At 45.2% G+C, this 17804-nt stretch carries 13 protein-coding genes and 1 riboswitch; of the genes, 9 read left to right on the top strand and 4 right to left on the bottom strand.

From position 1 onward, the window contains the following. Nucleotides 1-64: 64 nt before the first annotated feature. Nucleotides 65-1285, bottom strand: coding sequence for an RtcB family protein (locus OXI21_RS08540; RefSeq protein ID WP_279619148.1), 1221 nt, complete (start codon nt 1283-1285; stop codon nt 65-67). 432 nt (nt 1286-1717) lie between these two features. Between OXI21_RS08540 and OXI21_RS08535 the strand changes: the two genes are divergently transcribed. Both OXI21_RS08535 and OXI21_RS08530 read left to right on the top strand, forming a co-directional pair. Further along, nucleotides 1718-3598 (top strand): hypothetical protein, encoded by a 1881-nt coding sequence (locus tag OXI21_RS08535; RefSeq protein ID WP_279619147.1) that lies wholly within the window; start codon nt 1718-1720, stop codon nt 3596-3598. A 56-nt stretch (nt 3599-3654) separates the two neighbouring features. Then, nucleotides 3655-4158 carry an elongation factor P hydroxylase gene (locus tag OXI21_RS08530; protein ID WP_279619146.1) on the top strand — a complete coding sequence of 168 codons (504 nt, stop codon included), beginning with the start codon at nt 3655-3657 and terminating at the stop codon, nt 4156-4158. A gap of 16 nt (nt 4159-4174) precedes the next feature. Here OXI21_RS08530 and OXI21_RS08525 read toward each other — a convergent pair whose 3' ends face one another. Beyond that, a complete protein-coding gene (locus OXI21_RS08525; RefSeq protein WP_279619145.1) occupies nt 4175-4498 on the bottom strand; it encodes a helix-turn-helix domain-containing protein in 324 nt (107 codons plus the stop codon). Nucleotides 4499-4624: 126 nt separating this feature from the next. On the opposite strand from OXI21_RS08525, the gene OXI21_RS08520 reads away from it, so the two are divergent. The 3 genes from OXI21_RS08520 (at nt 4625) to OXI21_RS08510 (ending at nt 6976) form a co-directional block, all read left to right on the top strand. Further along, nucleotides 4625-5290 (top strand): NAD(P)-dependent oxidoreductase, encoded by a 666-nt coding sequence (locus OXI21_RS08520; RefSeq protein ID WP_279619144.1) that lies wholly within the window; start codon nt 4625-4627, stop codon nt 5288-5290. Between the two features lie 137 nt (nt 5291-5427). Then, nucleotides 5428-6294 carry a zinc metallopeptidase gene (locus OXI21_RS08515; RefSeq protein WP_279619143.1) on the top strand — a complete coding sequence of 289 codons (867 nt, stop codon included), beginning with the start codon at nt 5428-5430 and terminating at the stop codon, nt 6292-6294. 154 nt (nt 6295-6448) lie between these two features. Continuing rightward, nucleotides 6449-6976, top strand: a complete 528-nt coding sequence (locus OXI21_RS08510) for a YfcE family phosphodiesterase (RefSeq protein WP_279619142.1) — start codon at nt 6449-6451, stop codon at nt 6974-6976. Between the two features lie 83 nt (nt 6977-7059). Here the strand turns inward: OXI21_RS08510 and OXI21_RS08505 are convergent, their stop codons facing one another. Then, entirely contained in the window at nt 7060-8133 is a 1074-nt protein-coding gene (locus OXI21_RS08505) for an HNH endonuclease (RefSeq protein WP_279619141.1), read from the bottom strand. Then, nucleotides 8102-8728, bottom strand: coding sequence for a class I SAM-dependent methyltransferase (locus OXI21_RS08500; RefSeq protein WP_279619140.1), 627 nt, complete (start codon nt 8726-8728; stop codon nt 8102-8104). The genes OXI21_RS08505 and OXI21_RS08500 overlap by 32 nt, the downstream gene beginning before the upstream one ends. Before the next feature lie 203 nt (nt 8729-8931). Between OXI21_RS08500 and OXI21_RS08495 the strand changes: the two genes are divergently transcribed. The 4 genes from OXI21_RS08495 (at nt 8932) to hrpA (ending at nt 17700) form a co-directional block, all read left to right on the top strand. Further along, nucleotides 8932-9216, top strand: a complete 285-nt coding sequence (locus OXI21_RS08495) for a hypothetical protein (RefSeq protein WP_279619139.1) — start codon at nt 8932-8934, stop codon at nt 9214-9216. 304 nt (nt 9217-9520) lie between these two features. After that, nucleotides 9521-9699: riboswitch (cobalamin riboswitch) on the top strand. Between the two features lie 207 nt (nt 9700-9906). Next, nucleotides 9907-12147 carry a ribonucleoside-diphosphate reductase subunit alpha gene (locus OXI21_RS08490; protein WP_279619138.1) on the top strand — a complete coding sequence of 747 codons (2241 nt, stop codon included), beginning with the start codon at nt 9907-9909 and terminating at the stop codon, nt 12145-12147. A 169-nt stretch (nt 12148-12316) separates the two neighbouring features. Continuing rightward, nucleotides 12317-13426, top strand: coding sequence for a ribonucleotide-diphosphate reductase subunit beta (locus OXI21_RS08485; RefSeq protein WP_279619137.1), 1110 nt, complete (start codon nt 12317-12319; stop codon nt 13424-13426). 167 nt (nt 13427-13593) lie between these two features. Then, nucleotides 13594-17700 carry an ATP-dependent RNA helicase HrpA gene (gene hrpA / locus OXI21_RS08480; RefSeq protein WP_279619136.1) on the top strand — a complete coding sequence of 1369 codons (4107 nt, stop codon included), beginning with the start codon at nt 13594-13596 and terminating at the stop codon, nt 17698-17700. Nucleotides 17701-17804: the final 104 nt, after the last annotated feature.

Genomic DNA, 17804 nt, shown 5'->3' with positions numbered 1-17804 from the left:
ATAGAATGAGAAAAGCTTCCCCGATGTGATCCTTAAAAAATCATAATCGCGGGAAGCGTTTTTATTATCCCTTCACGCAGACAATCTGTTTGAGCTGATACACCACTTCGACCAAATCTTGCTGGGCAGCCATCACCGCATCGATATCTTTGTAAGCCATTGGCGTTTCATCGATCACATCGCGATCTTTACGGCACTCAACCCCTTCCGTTGCGCGTTTATGATCTTCAAGAGAAAAGCGCTTTTTCGCTTGCGTCCGGCTCATCACTCGTCCCGCACCATGGGAGCACGAGCAAAAGCTGGTTTCATTGCCAAGCCCGCGGACGATATAACTTTTCGCCCCCATCGAGCCTGGAATAATTCCAAGTTCCCCTTTGCGTGCCGATACCGCACCTTTCCGCGTGACATAGATCTCCTCGCCAAAATGGGTCTCTTTTTCCACATAATTATGATGACAATTGACCGCTTCCTCCTCGATGGTGAAGGGTTTATCAATCACCGAGCGCATCGCTAAAATGGCGTTATGCATCATCACTTCACGATTAAAACGCGCATACTCTTGCGCCCATTCAACGGCATTCACATAATCGTTAAAATATTGGCTTCCCTCTTCTAAATAGACCAAATTGGCATCGGGGAGATTAGCGAGATGCTGCTCCATCTCTTTTTTCGCGATCTCAATAAAGTAGCTTCCAATGGCATTACCCACACCGCGCGAGCCACTGTGCAGCATAATCCAAACGCCATCATCAAGATCAAGGCAGACCTCCACAAAGTGATTGCCCGTCCCGAGCGTCCCAAGATGCTTATAATTATTAGTCTTAATAAAGCGCGGATATTTATCGGTGAGCGCTTTAAAACGGGGCTCAAGTTTTGCCCAATAGCGATCGACGATTTTTGGCGGTTCATCCCATGCGCCTACATCTTTTTTCCGTTTACCATTACCGCTTCGGCCATGGGGAATTGCTGCCTCAAGCGCGATTCGTAGCGGTTTTAAATTATCGGGAAGATCGCTTGCCACAAGAGAGGTTTTCACCGCCATCATGCCACAGCCTAAATCAACGCCGACCGCTGCCGGAATAATCGCCTTTTGCGTTGGAATGACGCTTCCAACCGTCGATCCAAGCCCATAATGCACATCGGGCATCACCGCAAGATGCTTAAAAATGATTGGTAAGCTCGCCGTCTTAATGAGCTGTTCTTTCGCGGCTTCTTCAACGGGAACACCTTTGGTCCACATCTTAATCGGTGCCGATTTTTCAGGGGTGAGGGTAATATAATTCATAGACTTTTGAAATCCTTCAATAGTAAAGCGGTGATTCCTATAAATGATTCTATCGCAACTTAAATCGCGGAAAGACTAGGCAATCAGCACCATATGGCGCATTGGTGAAATTGGTATAAATTTAAATGATTGATTTTAGTTAATTTCCAGCAACTTAAAGCGGAAAATATTTCCAGCGTTGATATAGTGAACGAACTGGTTGGGGCGACTCAATTGGTAAGTCATTAGTATAGTTATTAGTGTATCATTTTTAGTTCTCCTAGGCAGGTAAGGCGTTTATTGATAAATGGCCTCCTGCCTCTTTTTTTGCCCGCGATTTTATTGCGTTAAGGGAATCGCTCTAAGCGACGCTTTTATATGCGAATATCCTAAATACACGCTACAATAGTGCTGTTATTTTCACCGTTTTTAATGATTAAAAAGAGAGATAATATGACACGAGGCTTTCGTAAAGGGATTCTTGGGGCTGCGCTCCTGACAACGATCTCCACCGCTGTGGCAACGCCATATTCAGGCTATTTGCATCAAAAAGTCGATGCCGATAGCGATCTCTATTTACGGCTTCCGGCGTGGAGTTTAGAGGCGAAAAAGTCCGCTTCCACCACGATCGATAAATTCAATCTATTTTCCCAAGCAGTGAGCGATCTTTTCTTTGAAGAGGAGAGCGAGCTTGATGGGGATCTTTTTATTGATTTGATTAAAGAGCTTGAAATCCCTGAGTGGATTGGCGAAGAGGTGATTCCTGCGCTGTTGCAAGAGTCGGGGCTTGGCGATTATCAAATTGGTGAATTGATCGATCTTCAAAAGCAAGAGATTTTAGGCTTAAGTGCGCCGATGGCTGAGTTTTTAAATTCGATGAATGTGCGCATGATTCTCGGGCTCTATGCCAAAACCCGCGCACCCCTTGAGGTCTTATCTCGCGATGGTATCTATTTTTTCTCAACAAAGCTCGATCTAAGCACTGTGGAAGCCTTTAATCAGATGCTTGATGATTATCAGATCGATCCGCGTTATTATCTCGATTCCACCGGTTTTGGCAGTGCCTCAGTAGAGAAAAATCGTTATCAATTTCATTATTATCTCAATGAAAAAACCGGCCAATTTGTCGCGGCTTACGGGAATGAATCAAGCCGGGCAAAGCAGTCACTCGTTGGGCTTGAGAGTAAACGCTTTGCGAAAAAGGAGCATAATGCCTCGTTTGTGAATGCAGAATCGACGCTTAAAAACAGTGGTGATGATCTCTTTTTATGGGTTAAACACAGTGATAATGGGCTCTATCATGGATTAATTGAGCAGTTTGGTTTGCAAAATGTTGCGCTCTTTTCTAAGGCGAAAAGCCTCTCCTTTCAGCGAGAAAAAGGATTTGACCGTTCGGCGATTCGATATTTAATAGAGCATGATGACGCTACTGCCGATAAAAATGTCACCTTTACCGAGAGCCGTTACGCCGCGCTTAACGATTCAAACCGCTATTTTATTGCGCCTTTTCCTAAAGAGGTAATCACCGAAATTCGCGATGGATTACTCGGGGATCTTGCTACCTCGCTTAATCGTGAAGAACAAGCTGAAACGTCTGAATCGCTTATCTTAACGCTATTAACGCTCCCGTGGGATCAATTTGCCGGTGATCATATCGCCTTTTCAGAAACCGAACGGGGCAGTGAATGGAGTCTTGAGTTAAAACGCGATGCAAAACGCTATCTTGAAGAATCGCTCAAACCGTTTATTACTACGACGGAAACGGCTGAACAAAAAGAGACCGTTGGAATCTCGTTAAAAGGGGAGGCGGTACGCTTAGAGAGATTATTGCAACAGGTCTGGACGCAAAAAGCGACGGATGAAAAACTCCCGCGCCCACTTAAAAACTTAGTGAAAAAGGGCATTGCAGAGAGCTTTAAACAGGTGGATTTTGATCAAACACTCTTTATTAAATCCGGTAGTGACAGGCTCTCCTTTGCCTTAAATGAGGCCCGTTTAAAAGAGGAGCCTGCGCAAGAATCCTTAAAGACTCTAAAAAAATTAACTGGCGTTGATCAGATTGAATCAAAAAAAGCGCTCACGCCAATCTTCCTTCTAAAATGGCCTGTCGATCCTGAATTTATGATCGATCAATCGGTGAAAAAAGAGAGCGATCAACTCGGCATTAATCTCAATTCACTCGCCACGCTTTTCGGCAATACGCTTAAAAAGAGTGATTCACACATCGATATTCAAGGCTATAAATCCGATGGACATTATTTGGGCGAGATTCAATATCAGATGAGCTGGTATGATCTGGTGCAACTCTATCTTGCGCTCAATCAGCTACAATAGACGCCGATAAAATCAGAGATCAAACAGTATATTTACACGAGGAAACGAAACTGAGTATGAATCAAATGGTCGATATCAATGCCCTTAATGATGATCAATTATGCGCCTATTTAATTGCGTTATTATCTGAAACTCTGCCCGATTTAATCATAAAAGGCGGGGCAGATGAGCCCTTTTATGAGGCGCCGACCGACGATTCTAAAGGGATTCTCTATTTTAGAAGTAATTACCCGCGTAGTCTCCTCCACGAGCTCTCTCACTATTGCCTAGCGGGCACGCGTCGCCGTAAACTCGATGATTTTGGCTATTGGTATATTCCTACCGGACGAACCGCCGATGAACAAGCCCGTTTTGAATCGGTGGAAGCTAGACCCCAAGGCCTTGAAAAAGCGATGTGTTATGCACTTGGCATTCAATTTTCCCCAAGTTTAGATGATTTTTCCGGCAGACCTGCCTCAAATGAGTTTTTAGAGGCGTTAGAAGCGGTCTATCAAGAGATGTTAACCTCACCACCGCCCACAGCAGGGAAGGTTTTAGATGCACTTGCCAACCGCAAATAACGGCGTTCATCAAGGCTTACTTTAGATTATCTCGATACCACGTGCCCCAGTCATAGAGGGCTTGATGAATGGGCTCTAGCGATTTTCCAAGCGTTGTTAATGAGTATTCAACTTTCGGGGGAACTTCAGGATAGACGGTTCGATCGACGAGGCCTGTTTTCTCTAAATCTCGCAGATGTTCGGTTAATACTTTTTGAGAAATGCCGGATAGAGCGCGTTTTAATTCACTAAATCGGCGTGTATCGATCAATAATTCTCGCACAATTAAGACTTTCCAGCGGCTTCCCATGAGTGATAATGTCACTTCGACGGGGCAGTCAGGTAAATTTTTTTTGCTCATTGCGCCCAACTCTCCTAAAACGTTACCAAAAAGTAACTATAGCACGTAAAAGTGCCTTATTTACATTGTAAAATTCGCGATCTATCATTGAGTTTATTCCCAAATGAAGCCATAAAGGAGAACAATATGACAGATCAAGCACAAACCATTGCCATTATTGGCGCATCCGGTAAAGCCGGCTCACTGATTATGAACGAGGCGCTAGCGCGAGGCCATCGTGTGATTGCCATTGTGCGAAATCGCGCTAATCTTACCTCTGAATTTTTACAACATGATCATGTTACCGTTTTAGAGAAGGATCTTTTTTATCTCACCGATGATGATCTCCGGGAAGCTGATGCAGTTATCGATGCCTTTGCGGTTTGGTCTCCGTCACAGCTTCATCTGCACCGATCCTCGTTAACCTATCTTGCCGATCTTTTGAGCCGTAAGCCACAGCGCCTCTTTGTAGTTGGTGGGGCAGGAAGCCTCTATGTCGATGAGGCGAAACAGACGCGATTGATGGATACACCCGATTTCCCGGAAGCGTTTAAACCCCTTGCGAGCCATATGGCGATGGCACTTGATGAGCTTAAAAAGCGCCGAGATGTCAATTGGACCTACCTAAGCCCGGCTACTGAGTTTAATGCCGATGGCGCGCGAACTGGCGATTATGAGATTGGGGGTGAAACTTTGATGATCAATCGAGCTGGCAAGAGCGAGATTAGCTACGCCGACTATGCCATTGCGATGATCGATGAGGTAGAAAATGGGCGACATCGGAATCAGCATTTTAGCGTTTACTCAAAATAATGTCTGTATATGAGCCTAATAATAAACCGGTAATAACGACCCTACTATTAGCGATTTGATAAATTATTAAGATTCGTTAATTATTCCCGATAAATTGCCTATAATAGAGCTTTTAGAATCAATGAGCAGGATAGAGTATGCGTTGGGAAAAAGAGAGACGAAGCGATAATATTGAAGATCGACGTCGTTCAGGCGGTGGGCGCGGAGCAAACTTAGGCGGGCTCCCGATTCCATTAAATGGGAAGGCCGGGATTGCGGTCTTTTTAGTGGTGATGATCGCGGGCTATTATGGCATCGATCTATCGCCGCTTTTAGGCGGCGAAGGCACCACCTATCAGACGGAAACCAATGTTCGCATCTCCCCAGAAGAGGAGAAGATGGCGGAATTTACCGGTGCGGCCCTTGGGATGACCGAGGATTTATGGACGCGAGAATTTAAAAAACTGGGCACCCCCTATCAAGAGCCTAAACTTGTGCTCTATAAAGGGCAAACCTCCACGGCGTGCGGATTTGGGCAAGCAGCGATGGGCCCCTTTTATTGTCCGGCTGATTATAAAGTCTATATCGATCTCTCATTTTATGACGATATGCGCCGAAACTTAGGCGGTGGCGGTGATTTTGCGCAAGGCTATGTGATCGCTCATGAGGTTGGGCACCATGTCCAAAATCTGCTTGGCACGAATCAAAAAGTGCGTAGAGCACAAGCGGGTGCGAGCAAAAAAGAGGCCAATCAGCTCTCGGTTAAAATGGAGCTTCAAGCCGATTGTTATGCCGGCATTTGGGGTAAATATGTGAGCGAGCGTGGTTTATTAGAGATCGGTGATCTTGAAAAAGCGATGAAAACCGCGGCCGCAATTGGTGATGACCGTCTGCAAAAACAATCTCGCGGAGTCGTTGTGCCCGATAGTTTTACGCACGGCACATCCAAACAGCGTCAAGAGTGGTTCCAACGCGGATTTGATCAGGGCGATATTAGAGCCTGTAATACCTTTGAAGCACTCTAACCCGCGATCAATTTTGTAAAACCATCAATCAAAAAGCGTAAAATTTCACAGGGTTTTACGCTTTTTTGTGCTCATTTAGAGTCTATTTGGTACGATACCTTTTCAAAATAACTGTTTTCAAGAACCATAAAAGCCAAATTATTTCGGGGGATATATGCTAAACGCACTGATTGTATCGGATTCTCATGGCAGTGCCGATCATTTAATTGAGATCATTGCCCATCACGAGCGCGAGATTGCTTACGTGCTCTTTTTAGGCGATGGTGCAAAAGAGGCGGTGGAAGCGGCCTATCTTTTCCCTGATATTCAGTTTTTCGGCGTGATTGGCAATAATGATTTTGGCATTCAAGATTCACGCGCTTTAACGCTTCCCCTTGAACGCTCCGAAACCATCGGGAAACACCGCATCTACATGACGCATGGCCACATTGCCCACTATCAACATGTGGAAAAAGAGGTACGAAATCGCGCGCTAATTCATAAAGCAAGCATCGCCTTTCACGGGCATACCCACCGGACAGCTGTAAGCCATAAGAACGAGGTCACTGTGATTAATCCCGGTAGCATTACCTATCCCCGAGGCGGATCGATCGCTTCCTATGGTATGATCAATTTCGCTGAAGAGACGCCAACGCCAATCTTTTTTGATGCGACTACCCATGAAACAATTACGCTTATTTAGCTTGTTTAATCTATTTAACCGTGCGTAGATAGATACGCTGGCTGTAATTGGGGCGGTGGATGAAGCTGATGATGTTAATAATCTTACGGAGCAGGATATTTTGCGTTATGAGCGTCAAAAGTGAGATCGGGATTTTCTACAATGCGCGTTAATGTTTTTGGAGGCACCCAGAAAAAGGAATCGGCTTTAAAGAGTTTCGAATATGCCCATTTGGCAACATTATGGCTACGCTCTTTATCGCAAATAAATCCAATCGGAGTAATCGCTTCAATAATCTCATGATTGCGCAGTTCGTTGCGTTCAAGCCAGCGTGCTAATACAGGAAGCGACGCAAGAGCATCACTTTTTTGTAAATTACAACGGCTATCAGAGAGCACAAAATTATGCCCTGTATCGCTACTGTAGAGCGACCACGGGATAAAGTGATCGACGTGATGATCGTTCTCTTTAATCGGCTTGCCACAATAAAAACAGCAATTATTTTGGAGGGGAATTAATTGATCTTTGACTTTACCAAGTGCTTGGCGCGAGGGTTCAAACAGGAAGGTATAGAGATCGTGATCGTCTTGGAAAAGCTCCGCGTTTTGGCTATTTTGACGAATCAATTGTAGCCATTTATGCTCCGCGAGCTGTGTAATAATGCCGTTAAATTGTCTAAAACCGTACATCACCCCGCGTTTAAGGGTAATCTCCATACCTTTTGATGACCATTCATATAAAAAAGGATACGTTTGACCGCCGATATTTTGGAGATATTGCGCCGGCATTTTTTTAACGGTTTGGGCAACACTTGTAATCGTGCTATTCCAATCGGATTGACGGCGTGCATTGGCGAGCGTTGTATAACGAGCTTGCAGTTCATCGATTCGTTGCATGATGGCGATCGTATTACCTGTATTTTGCGCAAGGATAATTTCTGTTTGATTAACAATTTTATAGGGGCGCGCTTGGTGCCAGTAAAGCTGAATAAATTGCTCAGCTAAATCTCGATAATGAATTGTTAACGGCGCGTCAGTATCGCTCCCTTTTTCGATCGCGACATTACTAAGCGCGATTAATAGGGCGCATTTATAGGTTGAGGTGAATGAGCCTGCCTGTAGAATGTTTTGAATATATTTTAAAAACTCAATCTGCCATTCGGCACTGGGAAGCGTCATCTAAAAAATCCTTTTTCTGAATAATGACATTAAGCCAACGTTCTACTCGATCGGGGCGCTGATCTTCGGTAATCCATTCCTTTTGGATTGAAACGGGAAGCGGGGTTAAATAGGCGCGAATTGATTGCTCGTTAAGATCGGTAAAGATTCGTCCATTATGTTCGCGCATTGAATCGCCATATTTAAAGGAGAGATAAGCAACGCCCTCTATTTTTAAAGCTCTCACTAAGCGCATTAAAACATCGGAGAGTTGATCGAAAGGCACGTGCAAAAGCGATGCGCAACACCAAATTCCATCATATTGATAGCGTTCATCAATCTCGTAAAAAGAGCGGTGCAAAATGGGAAGTCCGGTTAAGGCTTGTGCATTTTTAACCAGTTCTAATGAATAATCAAAGGCGGTAACGTCGTAGCCTTTTTCGTAGAAATAGAGTGCGTCCCGTCCTGCGCCACAGCCAACATCTAAAATCGACGCTTTTGGCGGTACATAGGCTTCAAAGGGGCGATATAACTCAGACATATCGACTGCCCAAGTCTGCTCGCAAAACGCATCGGCATTTTGGTTGTAATACTCTATATTTGTTTCGTCACTCATCGTAAAATTATATTTATTGATCGAACCATTTGATCATATTTTATTTAACTTGATTCATCAATAGCATGGGCTTAAATAAGGCAAATGATCCGCTCTCAATTTATCCAATTATGAAGGCGACTTTTCAAATTCGTTTTCCCCTTCCATTTAGACATTTTATTAAGTAGGATTGAGCTGTTTAAATTGTTAATGAGTGTTGGGGAATGTTAAAAAAAATCGTCAAAAAAGTGGCGGGGTGTCTGCTGATAGGCATGCTCTATCTGCCGATCGCGATGGCACAGAGTGATGCGGTGATTATCGAGAAGATGATTCGCGAATCGAAAGCGCGCTATGCGGGGCGGTGTGCTTGCCCGGATGATCTTGCGAAAAATGGGGCCCGTTGCGGGAAGCGAAGTGCCTACTCAAAACCTGGTGGGGCGCGTCCACTTTGCTACGCAAAGGATGTGAGCCAAGAGATGATCACCGCTTATCGAAAGGCACGGCGCTAACGGTTTTAAGCGCTGTTTTGCGCCTGAAATCGGCCTCAATTAAGTCAATTATATTTTCATTTAGAGTTTTGATCTACAAATGCTTTTTTGACTGATATTTATCATAAAAATTCATGAAAATTGAATATTCTTTCACCAATGAATTGGGGCGAATCGAACGTTTCTATTGAGAACTATTATCATTTATCACCGCGATAAGAATCGCTCTTTTGATGCAATATTCCCGTTAAATGAAATCAGACAGATAACAAAAATGGGCGAATGTCCATTCAATTATTTGGTCAAACTTTTTTTGCTAAGTTTGCTATAGTAACGACAAGTTGATTCAAGGGAAGTTTGTGGAAAGCAAACACTGCCCCCGCAACTGTAATTAGCTAGAAGTTTCTCGGGAGAAGCCACTGGGTAAAAGGTTAGATCTGGGAAGGCTTGAGGAATTTTTAAGACCTATAAGTCAGGAGACCTATCAACTAATTAACACAACTTAACAAATGCTTGAGAGCGGGGAAGCCTCTTGTATTAGAATTTTTCTATACAGCCTACTTCTTCGTTTTTATGCGCCTTAGGTTAAAAAAAGGGGTATAAAGACGCGCCTCCATGGAAATCCGTGGACGCTTCGGTTTTGCCTCTTTTTTTAGACTAATGAATATTCTTTTTTTTGTATTCTTTTAAATGTATAAATAGGGCTAAATCATGATCAATTACGTCGTAAAAAGTAGCGGAGAACGCGAAGAATTTATTCCCGAGAAACTCAATAAATGGGCGGAGTTTGCCTCTCATTATGAAGTCGATTGGAGTGCGATTGCGCTAGAAGCGTACCGTAAATGTTACGACGGGTGCACGACGTTAGAACTGCACAAAGCGATGATTGATGCCTGTGTTGAACGTGAAGATCATCGTCATCTTAAGATGGCGGGCCGTCTTTTAATCGGGACGATCTATAAAGAAGCGTTTGGCGGATTTCGTCAAATTCCATCGCTTCCTGAATTTTATGCGCACATGATTTCGCTCAAACATTGGGAAAATATGGATTATAACGCCGAAGAGCTCAACGAGCTTGATGCGGTGATCGATCACAATATCGATATTAATTACAACTACACCACGCTTCACCAGATGAAAGATCGCTATCTCATTAGCAATCGTGTGACGGGACGTTGTTTAGAATCGCCTCAATTTATGTTTATGGGGATGGCGATGCAAAACATGCAGAACCAGCCGCGTGAGCGCCGTTTAGAAGACGTTAAAAAACTTTATCGTTATTTAAATGAGCTTAAAATTAATACCCCAACGCCGATGTTAATCAACATGCGTACGCCTCATAAAGGCTATGCGTCGTGCTGTGTATATACCACCGATGATAATGTTGAATCGCTCTCGGTTGGGGATCATATCTCGTATATGATGACCTGTGCGAGTGCAGGGATTGGGGCGCATCTGTTAACGCGCTCAAAAGGGGATCCGGTGAAAGAGGGGCGCGTTGTCCATCAAGGAAAACTCCCTTATTACCGTATGATTCAATCGGCGGTACATGCCAATATGCAAGCAAGCCGTGGCGGAAGTGCGACGGTCTATTTCAATACGCTCGATCCTGAAATTTTCGATCTATTAGTGCTTAAAAACCCCACAACGGTAACGCAAAAACGAATTCGTGATATCGACTATGCGATGCTCGTTAATCGTTACTTTGTTGAAAAAGTGGCAAAAAATGAAGATTGGATGCTGATCAGTCTGCTTGAAGCGCCGGATCTTTACGAGGCGTTCTACTCAAGCGATTATGAACACTTTAAAGCGGTCTATGACAAATACGAGAAATCGGACTGTAAAAAACAATTTGTAAAAGCCCGTGAAATTGCGATCAAAGCGCTCACCGAATCGGCAGAAACGGGGCGTATCTACCTCACCTATATCGATGAGATGAACCGCCACACGCCGTTTAAAGATACGATCTATTCAAGTAACCTCTGTTTAGAGATTGCGCTTCCGACAAAACCGTATACCGGCATGATGGATCTTTATAGCGACAATCCGGAAGGGGAAATTGGGCTCTGTAGCTTGGCATCACTTGTGGTGGGCCGTATTGCGGAAGAGGAGTATGAAGAGATTGCGTACTACACCGCGCTGATGATCGATAACGTCATGGAGATTATGGAGTATCCATTTAAATCCCTTGAAGTGACCGCAAAAGCGCGCCGTTCGATCGGGGTGGGAATTACTAACCTTGCCCACGATATGGCGATGCATAAATTGAGCTACGCTTCACGTGAAGGAAAAAACTATATCCATTTTATCGCCGAGCGCCACAGTTACTATCTCCATAAAGCGAGTCTTCGTCTTGCCAAAGAGAAAGGCAATGCGCCGTGGATCGATAAAACCAAATACCCAGAGGGTTGGTTACCGATCGATACCTACAATAAAAATGTGGATTCGGTGCATGATGCGGAGCTTCGCTACGATTGGGAAGCGTTACGTCAAGCAATTATTGAGCAGGGCGGGATTCGTCACAGTGTGCTAGAAGCGATGATGCCGGTTGAATCGTCAAGCCAGCTCACCAATACCACGAACGGTCTCTATCCAATTCGTAATCTTAAAGTGATGAAAACCTCAGGCACGGGCAAAAACTTACTGCTTGCGCCCGATATGGATGAGCTCGGCCAATATTATGATATTGCGTGGAACTTAGATTCAAAAGACTTAATTGAGATGTATGCGATTATTCAGAAATTTACAGGGCAAGCGATCTCCGCGGACCTCTATCTCAATCTGCAAGAAGAGCAAACCATCTCAACCCGTCAGCTTTTAACGGATTTCATCTACATGATGCGCCTCGGTTGTAAAACACGTTACTACTTAAATAGTGCGTCGGGCATTGTGCATGAAGGGTATGAAACCGTTGCCGATGCAAGTTGTGCGGGCGGTGCGTGTACGCTGTAAGGTACACAAGGCCTTGAGCTATGGCTCGGGTAAAATGGTGGGGCTAGGGTGCGTCGTAACAGCCCCATTTTTATAAGGTACGACGATCGTAATTGCCAAGATGTTTGATTGTTGGAAATGGCAATTATATCAACTGTAACCAACAGCTTTAATATAAAGGATTGGTAAAATGAAGGACGCTGTTCTCGAAACGTCAATTTTTAATCAGGATAATGATGCGTGGCAAACAGGGCGTTATCCGCTCTTTTTGGGCGAACCACTTGCGTTATACGATTCAATCAACACGCCATATCCTCGTCTATTTGATCTGTATAAGCTTCAAAAATCCATGGACTGGACGGAAGATGAGGTGAATCTTGAGCAATCACGTATGGACCTACTCAACTGCTCGAAAAATAACTATGACATTATGGTGAAAACCCTCGCGTTCCAATGGGAGCTCGACTCGGTGGCATCGCGTACCATCGCGCCATTATTTGCGCCATTTGTCACCAATAGTGAGCTGTGGGTGATGCTTTCGAAGCAATCGGAAGTGGAAAACCTGCACGCGCTCACCTATTCAGAGATCATTCGCCAATGTATCTCCGATCCGCAAGAAGTCTTTAAAGAGGTGATGCGTAACGATGAAGTCTTAAATCGTTCTACCACCATTATCGACTGCTTCAATGAGCTTGACCGTTACGGCGCGCTCTATAAATTAGGGCAAGTTGAGCGGGATTCAAAAGAGCTTAAAGCGGTGGTTTTAAAAGGCTTTGTTGCGCTTTATTGCTTAGAAAAAATCGAATTTATGAGCTCATTTGCGTGTACATTCGCGCTCGCTGAGCAAAATATCTTCCAAGGCATTGCCAAACTCGTGCAAAAAATCGCACAAGATGAGCAAGTGCACGTGATGATGGACGAAGCGGTGCTTGAGATTCTCTTTAGAGAAGAAGAGTGGCGCAATCTCTTTGAAGAAAACAAAGAGTACGTTCACGAAATTATCCGCTCGGTGATCTCGCAAGAGCTCGATTGGAATGAGTATCTCTTTAGTGAAAATCGTTCAATCGTTGGGCTCAACAAAACGCTCCTCGATGAGTGGGTACTTTGGAACGCGCAAGAACTCTACGGTTTCTTAGGCTTAGAAAACCCCTACAAACCGATCGCGAAAAAACCGCTCATGTGGATGGATAACTGGTTAGACCTCAACAAAACGCAAAACGCGAACCAAGAGATGGACAACACCAACTACCGCCTCAACAGCGTCACCGACGATGCGGAAGATGAGATTTTTGAGATTTAACGATCTCTAAAATTGATTAAAACGAAGTAAAAATATTGGAAGCCCTCGATTGAGGGCTTTTTTATGGGCGGAATTAATTAAAGCGCGGTTTGAGAATCTAAAAATAATTGAGAGCTATGGTAAAATAGCTCTTTTTGATTTGTTTACGATAATAACTAAGACATTTTATGGATATTGCCACCGAGCTTAAAAAATTAGAGCAACTGCTTCCTCACACTGAAACGAAAGATCGTTACTTTTTAGAACGCGATCTTAAGCGGGCGATGCGTGATAATCATCGGGAGATGGATGAGGCGCTGATCTCGCTGAAAGAGCGAATTGTTAGCTCGGCGGAGCGGGTGTTATTGCGCCAGAAAAATGTGCCGAAGATCACTTATGATGATGCGCTTCCCATTGCGGAAAAGCGTGAGATTATCAAAGAGGCATTAAACGAGTATCAGGTGGTGATTGTCTGCGGGGAGACGGGCTCGGGGAAAACCACTCAGCTTGCGAAGATGTGCCTTGAGCTTGGGTTTGGCTCGCGCGGATTAATTGGGCATACTCAGCCTCGGCGAATTGCTGCGCACTCGGTGGCCTCGCGCATAGCAGAAGAGCTTGATCGTCCCCTTGGGGAATTTGTCGGCTATAAGATGCGCTTTAATGATAAAACCGCGGACGATACCGTCATTAAACTGATGACTGACGGGATTTTACTCACGGAGCTTTCCCGCGATCGCTATCTCAATCAATATGAAGTCTTAATTATCGACGAGGCGCACGAACGTAGCCTCAATATCGACTTTCTGCTCGGTATTTTAAAGAATATTTTGCCACGCCGCCCCGATCTTAAATTGATCATTACCTCGGCAACCATCGACCCTGAGAAGTTTTCTAACTATTTTGGCGGTGCGAAAAAAGCGCCGATTATTGAAGTTTCAGGCCGAACTTATCCCGTTGAGATGCGCTATCGTCCTCTTTTGGAGATGGATGGTGGGAAAGATTCTGATGAAAAAGATCTCAATGAGGGGATCATTGATGCGGTGCGCGAGCTTTCGCAAGAAGGGCGCGGGGATATTCTCGTCTTTTTATCCGGTGAGCGGGAGATTCGGGAGGCGGCTGATGAGCTTCGCCGAGAATTTGCGAGTTATTATGAGATTTTGCCGCTCTTTTCACGCTTAAGCCAAGCAGAGCAATCGCGGATTTTCCGCCCGGGCAATCGTCCTCGCATTGTTTTGTCCACCAACGTTGCCGAAACCTCGCTCACTGTACCGGGCATTAAATATGTGATCGATTCGGGCGTTGCACGGATTAGCCGATATAATCCCACCTCGCGCTTACAGAGTCTGCTCGTTGAGCCGATCGCAAGAGCCTCCGCCGATCAGCGTGCCGGGCGGTGCGGGCGAGTGAGTGAAGGGATCTGTATTCGTCTCTTTAGTGAGGAGGATTTTGAGAGTCGCCCTGAGTTTTTAGACCCTGAAATTTTACGCACCCATTTAGCCTCGGTAATTTTACAGATGGGGTATCTTCGCCTTGGCGATCCGGAAGCGTTTCCCTTTATTGAAGCGCCTGAAACGCGCCAAATTCGGGAGGGATTTCGCACGCTGCGTGAGCTTCGAGCCGTGCGCCATAATGGTACATTAACAAGACTCGGGAATGATCTTGCGCGCCTACCGATCGATCCGCGCTTTGGGGCGATGCTGCTTGATGGAGTAAAACGGGGCGTTGGGCATGAATTATTGGTGCTCGTTGCGATGATGTCGATCCAAGATCCGCGGGAACGGCCCCTTGAATTTCAGCAACAGGCCGATGAAAAACATCGTCTCTTTAAAGAGCCTCATTCTGATTTTATTAGCTTTTTAAATCTCTGGACCTGGTATCAATCCTACGCGGTCAATAGCTCGCAATCGCAGCTGCGTAAATTGTGTAGGCAGTATTTTTTAAACTTCATGCGCATGCGCGAATGGTACGATCTCTATCGCCAAATTGAAGGGTTACTGAAATCGATGAAATTCTCGATTAATCCTTTCCCAACGGTGACAAAAGAGGTGAGTAAAAAAGGACGCGGCAGCGGTAATGGCAATCGTAAAAATAATAAAGACTCAGACAATGACGAATTTAGATTCCCGAGTTTTTCAGAAGATCTGATTCATCAGTCGCTCCTTGTGGGCCTTCTCGATCAGATCGGGATGATTGGCGATGATAAAACGTATACGGGCCCCAATAATCGTAAATTTAAGATTTTTCCTGGCTCGTTTCTCTTTAAAAAGCCGCCGAAATGGGTGATGGCGATGGAGATTGTGGAAACCTCCCAAGTCTACGCGCGCACCTGTGGGGTGATTGATCCGGCGTGGCTTGAATCGATCGCAGATCACCTCATTAAAAAACAATATAGCGAGCCTCACTGGAGTAAAACCCAAGGGCAAGCGGCTGCGTATGAAACGCTCCTACTATTTGGGCTTCCCGTTGTGGCCAATCGCCAAATTAGCTACGGGAAAGTCGCGCCTGAGCTCTCCCGAGAGCTGATGATTCGTGAAGGACTCGTGGAAGGGGAGATCAATATTCGTGCGCCGTTTTATCGTAAAAATAGCAAGGTGATTGAAGATGTTGAGCTGATGGAAGAAAAGACCCGTCGCCGCGATATCTTAGTGGAAGAATGGCAGCTCTTTGAGTGGTACACAAAACGCATTCCCGCCGATTGTTACTCCGTTGCCGCCCTTGAAAAATGGTGTAAAACGCCGAACAATAATGATTCGCTCATCTTAACGAAAGCCGATATTTTAGCCCGTGATGATGCGCTCAATCTCGAAGATTTCCCTGAAACGGTGCAGTTTAATCAATTAACCTTAAATGCGCTCTATCTGTTTGATCCATCGAATGAATCCGATGGAATGACGCTCTTGGTTCCGCTGGCTGCGCTCAATCTGCTCGATAAAACGCGCCTTGATTGGCTGGTACGCGGGCTGATTGAAGAAAAGGTGGTGGAGATTATGCGTACCATGCCCCGCGCGTTACGCCGGAATTTTGTCCCGCTTCCCAATGTGGCGGCCGAAATGGTGGAGCGCCTCGAATTTGGTGAGGGGAATCTCTATTATCAAATCGCCGACTTTTTAACCAAGCGCTCCGGCATTACTATCGAACCGCACAATTTTAATGAAGAGGCATTGCCGCGCCATCTGCGTATGAATATCCGTGTGATCGATACTGGCGGGAAAACCTTGGGCGAGAGCCGTGATCTCAATGAACTGCGGGAAACCTTTAAAGCAAAAGCGGCCTCAGCGTTCCAAACGCTTGTAGAAAAGGGCAAGCCGAAAGTTAAAGTGCGTAAAACTCGCGGGAAATCCGGCGAGGAAAATGGTACGCATCACCATCAAGCGGGCACTCAAAACGCATCTGACACTCATCTTCCGGATCATGATACGGTGCTCGATCCGAACAGTTGGGCGCTGGAAAAATCGGTCAGTTTTAATCGTAATGGTATCCAATTGATGGGCTATCCTGCGCTTGTTCTTAAAAAAGATCAGCTTAAAATGGAGCTCTGCGACCGGGAAGCGGTGGCGGAGCAGAAACATCTCACCACGCTGATTGAACTGAGCCTCAATGCACTTAGTGAGCAGATTAAATATCTCCGTCGTCAATGGCCACAGTTTGGGAAATTGGCGTTAATGTTTCGCCCGGTTGGCAGTGAAGAGGCACTCCGTGAAGATCTCATGCGCGCGGTAATTAAAGATGGCTTTGAGGCAAATGAATTGCCCCGAGATGCGAAAACGTTTAATCACATTGTGGAGCGTCTTCGCCGTGAAATTGTGAAAAATGCCACCGATTTAAGTGGGCTGATTATCGATATTTTTGAGCGTTATAAAACCGTGCGCGAAACGCTAAATACGCTTCACCCGATGAATAAAGCGATGATTGAACGGGAGATTAAAACCCATCTCGATCGCTTAATCTATGTGGACTTTATTAGCCAAACGCCGCGGGAATGGCGCTTACAAATTCCTCGATATTTAGAGGCGATGGCCATTCGAGTTGAACGCTTCCCGCAAAATGTGAATCGCGATAAAGCGCAACACGCAGTGCTTGAATCCCATTGGCAAAATTATCTAAAAGCGCGGGAATTCTTTAAAAATCGTGAAGAACTTTACGGCGCGGTGGAAGAGTATCGCTGGATGATTGAAGAGATGGCGGTCTCCTTTTTTGCTCAGCCGATGAAAACGGTGATTACCGTCTCTGAAAAGCGGCTTAAAAAGGCGTGGGAAGCGATTGAACTGGTGATTAAAAATAGTGATTATCGTTAAGGAACCCTGATGATGTAACGCAGGATCGACAATATTTAAGGAGAGGATAGGAGGCACCAAGACGCAAAAGCATGGCAAAGATCAAAGGATCGATGCTGTGCCGG

It is taken from the genome of Ignatzschineria sp. RMDPL8A (genome assembly GCF_029815055.1).
In the GTDB taxonomy this organism is placed as follows: domain Bacteria; phylum Pseudomonadota; class Gammaproteobacteria; order Cardiobacteriales; family Wohlfahrtiimonadaceae; genus CALZBJ01.
The sequence above is the reverse complement of the archived record's forward strand: the minus strand, read 5'-3'. Positions and strand labels throughout refer to the sequence as shown.

Bases quoted from the DNA above. Each gene is read 5' to 3' on its own strand.
- OXI21_RS08540 (WP_279619148.1), bottom strand. From the start codon at position 1,285: ATGAATTATATTACCCTCACCCCTGAAAAATCGGCACCGATTAAGATG.
- OXI21_RS08535 (WP_279619147.1), top strand. From the start codon at position 1,718: ATGACACGAGGCTTTCGTAAAGGGATTCTTGGGGCTGCGCTCCTGACA.
- OXI21_RS08530 (WP_279619146.1), top strand. From the start codon at position 3,655: ATGAATCAAATGGTCGATATCAATGCCCTTAATGATGATCAATTATGC.
- OXI21_RS08525 (WP_279619145.1), bottom strand. From the start codon at position 4,498: ATGAGCAAAAAAAATTTACCTGACTGCCCCGTCGAAGTGACATTATCA.
- OXI21_RS08520 (WP_279619144.1), top strand. From the start codon at position 4,625: ATGACAGATCAAGCACAAACCATTGCCATTATTGGCGCATCCGGTAAA.
- OXI21_RS08515 (WP_279619143.1), top strand. From the start codon at position 5,428: ATGCGTTGGGAAAAAGAGAGACGAAGCGATAATATTGAAGATCGACGT.
- OXI21_RS08510 (WP_279619142.1), top strand. From the start codon at position 6,449: ATGCTAAACGCACTGATTGTATCGGATTCTCATGGCAGTGCCGATCAT.
- OXI21_RS08505 (WP_279619141.1), bottom strand. From the start codon at position 8,133: ATGACGCTTCCCAGTGCCGAATGGCAGATTGAGTTTTTAAAATATATT.
- OXI21_RS08500 (WP_279619140.1), bottom strand. From the start codon at position 8,728: ATGAGTGACGAAACAAATATAGAGTATTACAACCAAAATGCCGATGCG.
- OXI21_RS08495 (WP_279619139.1), top strand. From the start codon at position 8,932: ATGTTAAAAAAAATCGTCAAAAAAGTGGCGGGGTGTCTGCTGATAGGC.
- OXI21_RS08490 (WP_279619138.1), top strand. From the start codon at position 9,907: ATGATCAATTACGTCGTAAAAAGTAGCGGAGAACGCGAAGAATTTATT.
- OXI21_RS08485 (WP_279619137.1), top strand. From the start codon at position 12,317: ATGAAGGACGCTGTTCTCGAAACGTCAATTTTTAATCAGGATAATGAT.
- hrpA (WP_279619136.1), top strand. From the start codon at position 13,594: ATGGATATTGCCACCGAGCTTAAAAAATTAGAGCAACTGCTTCCTCAC.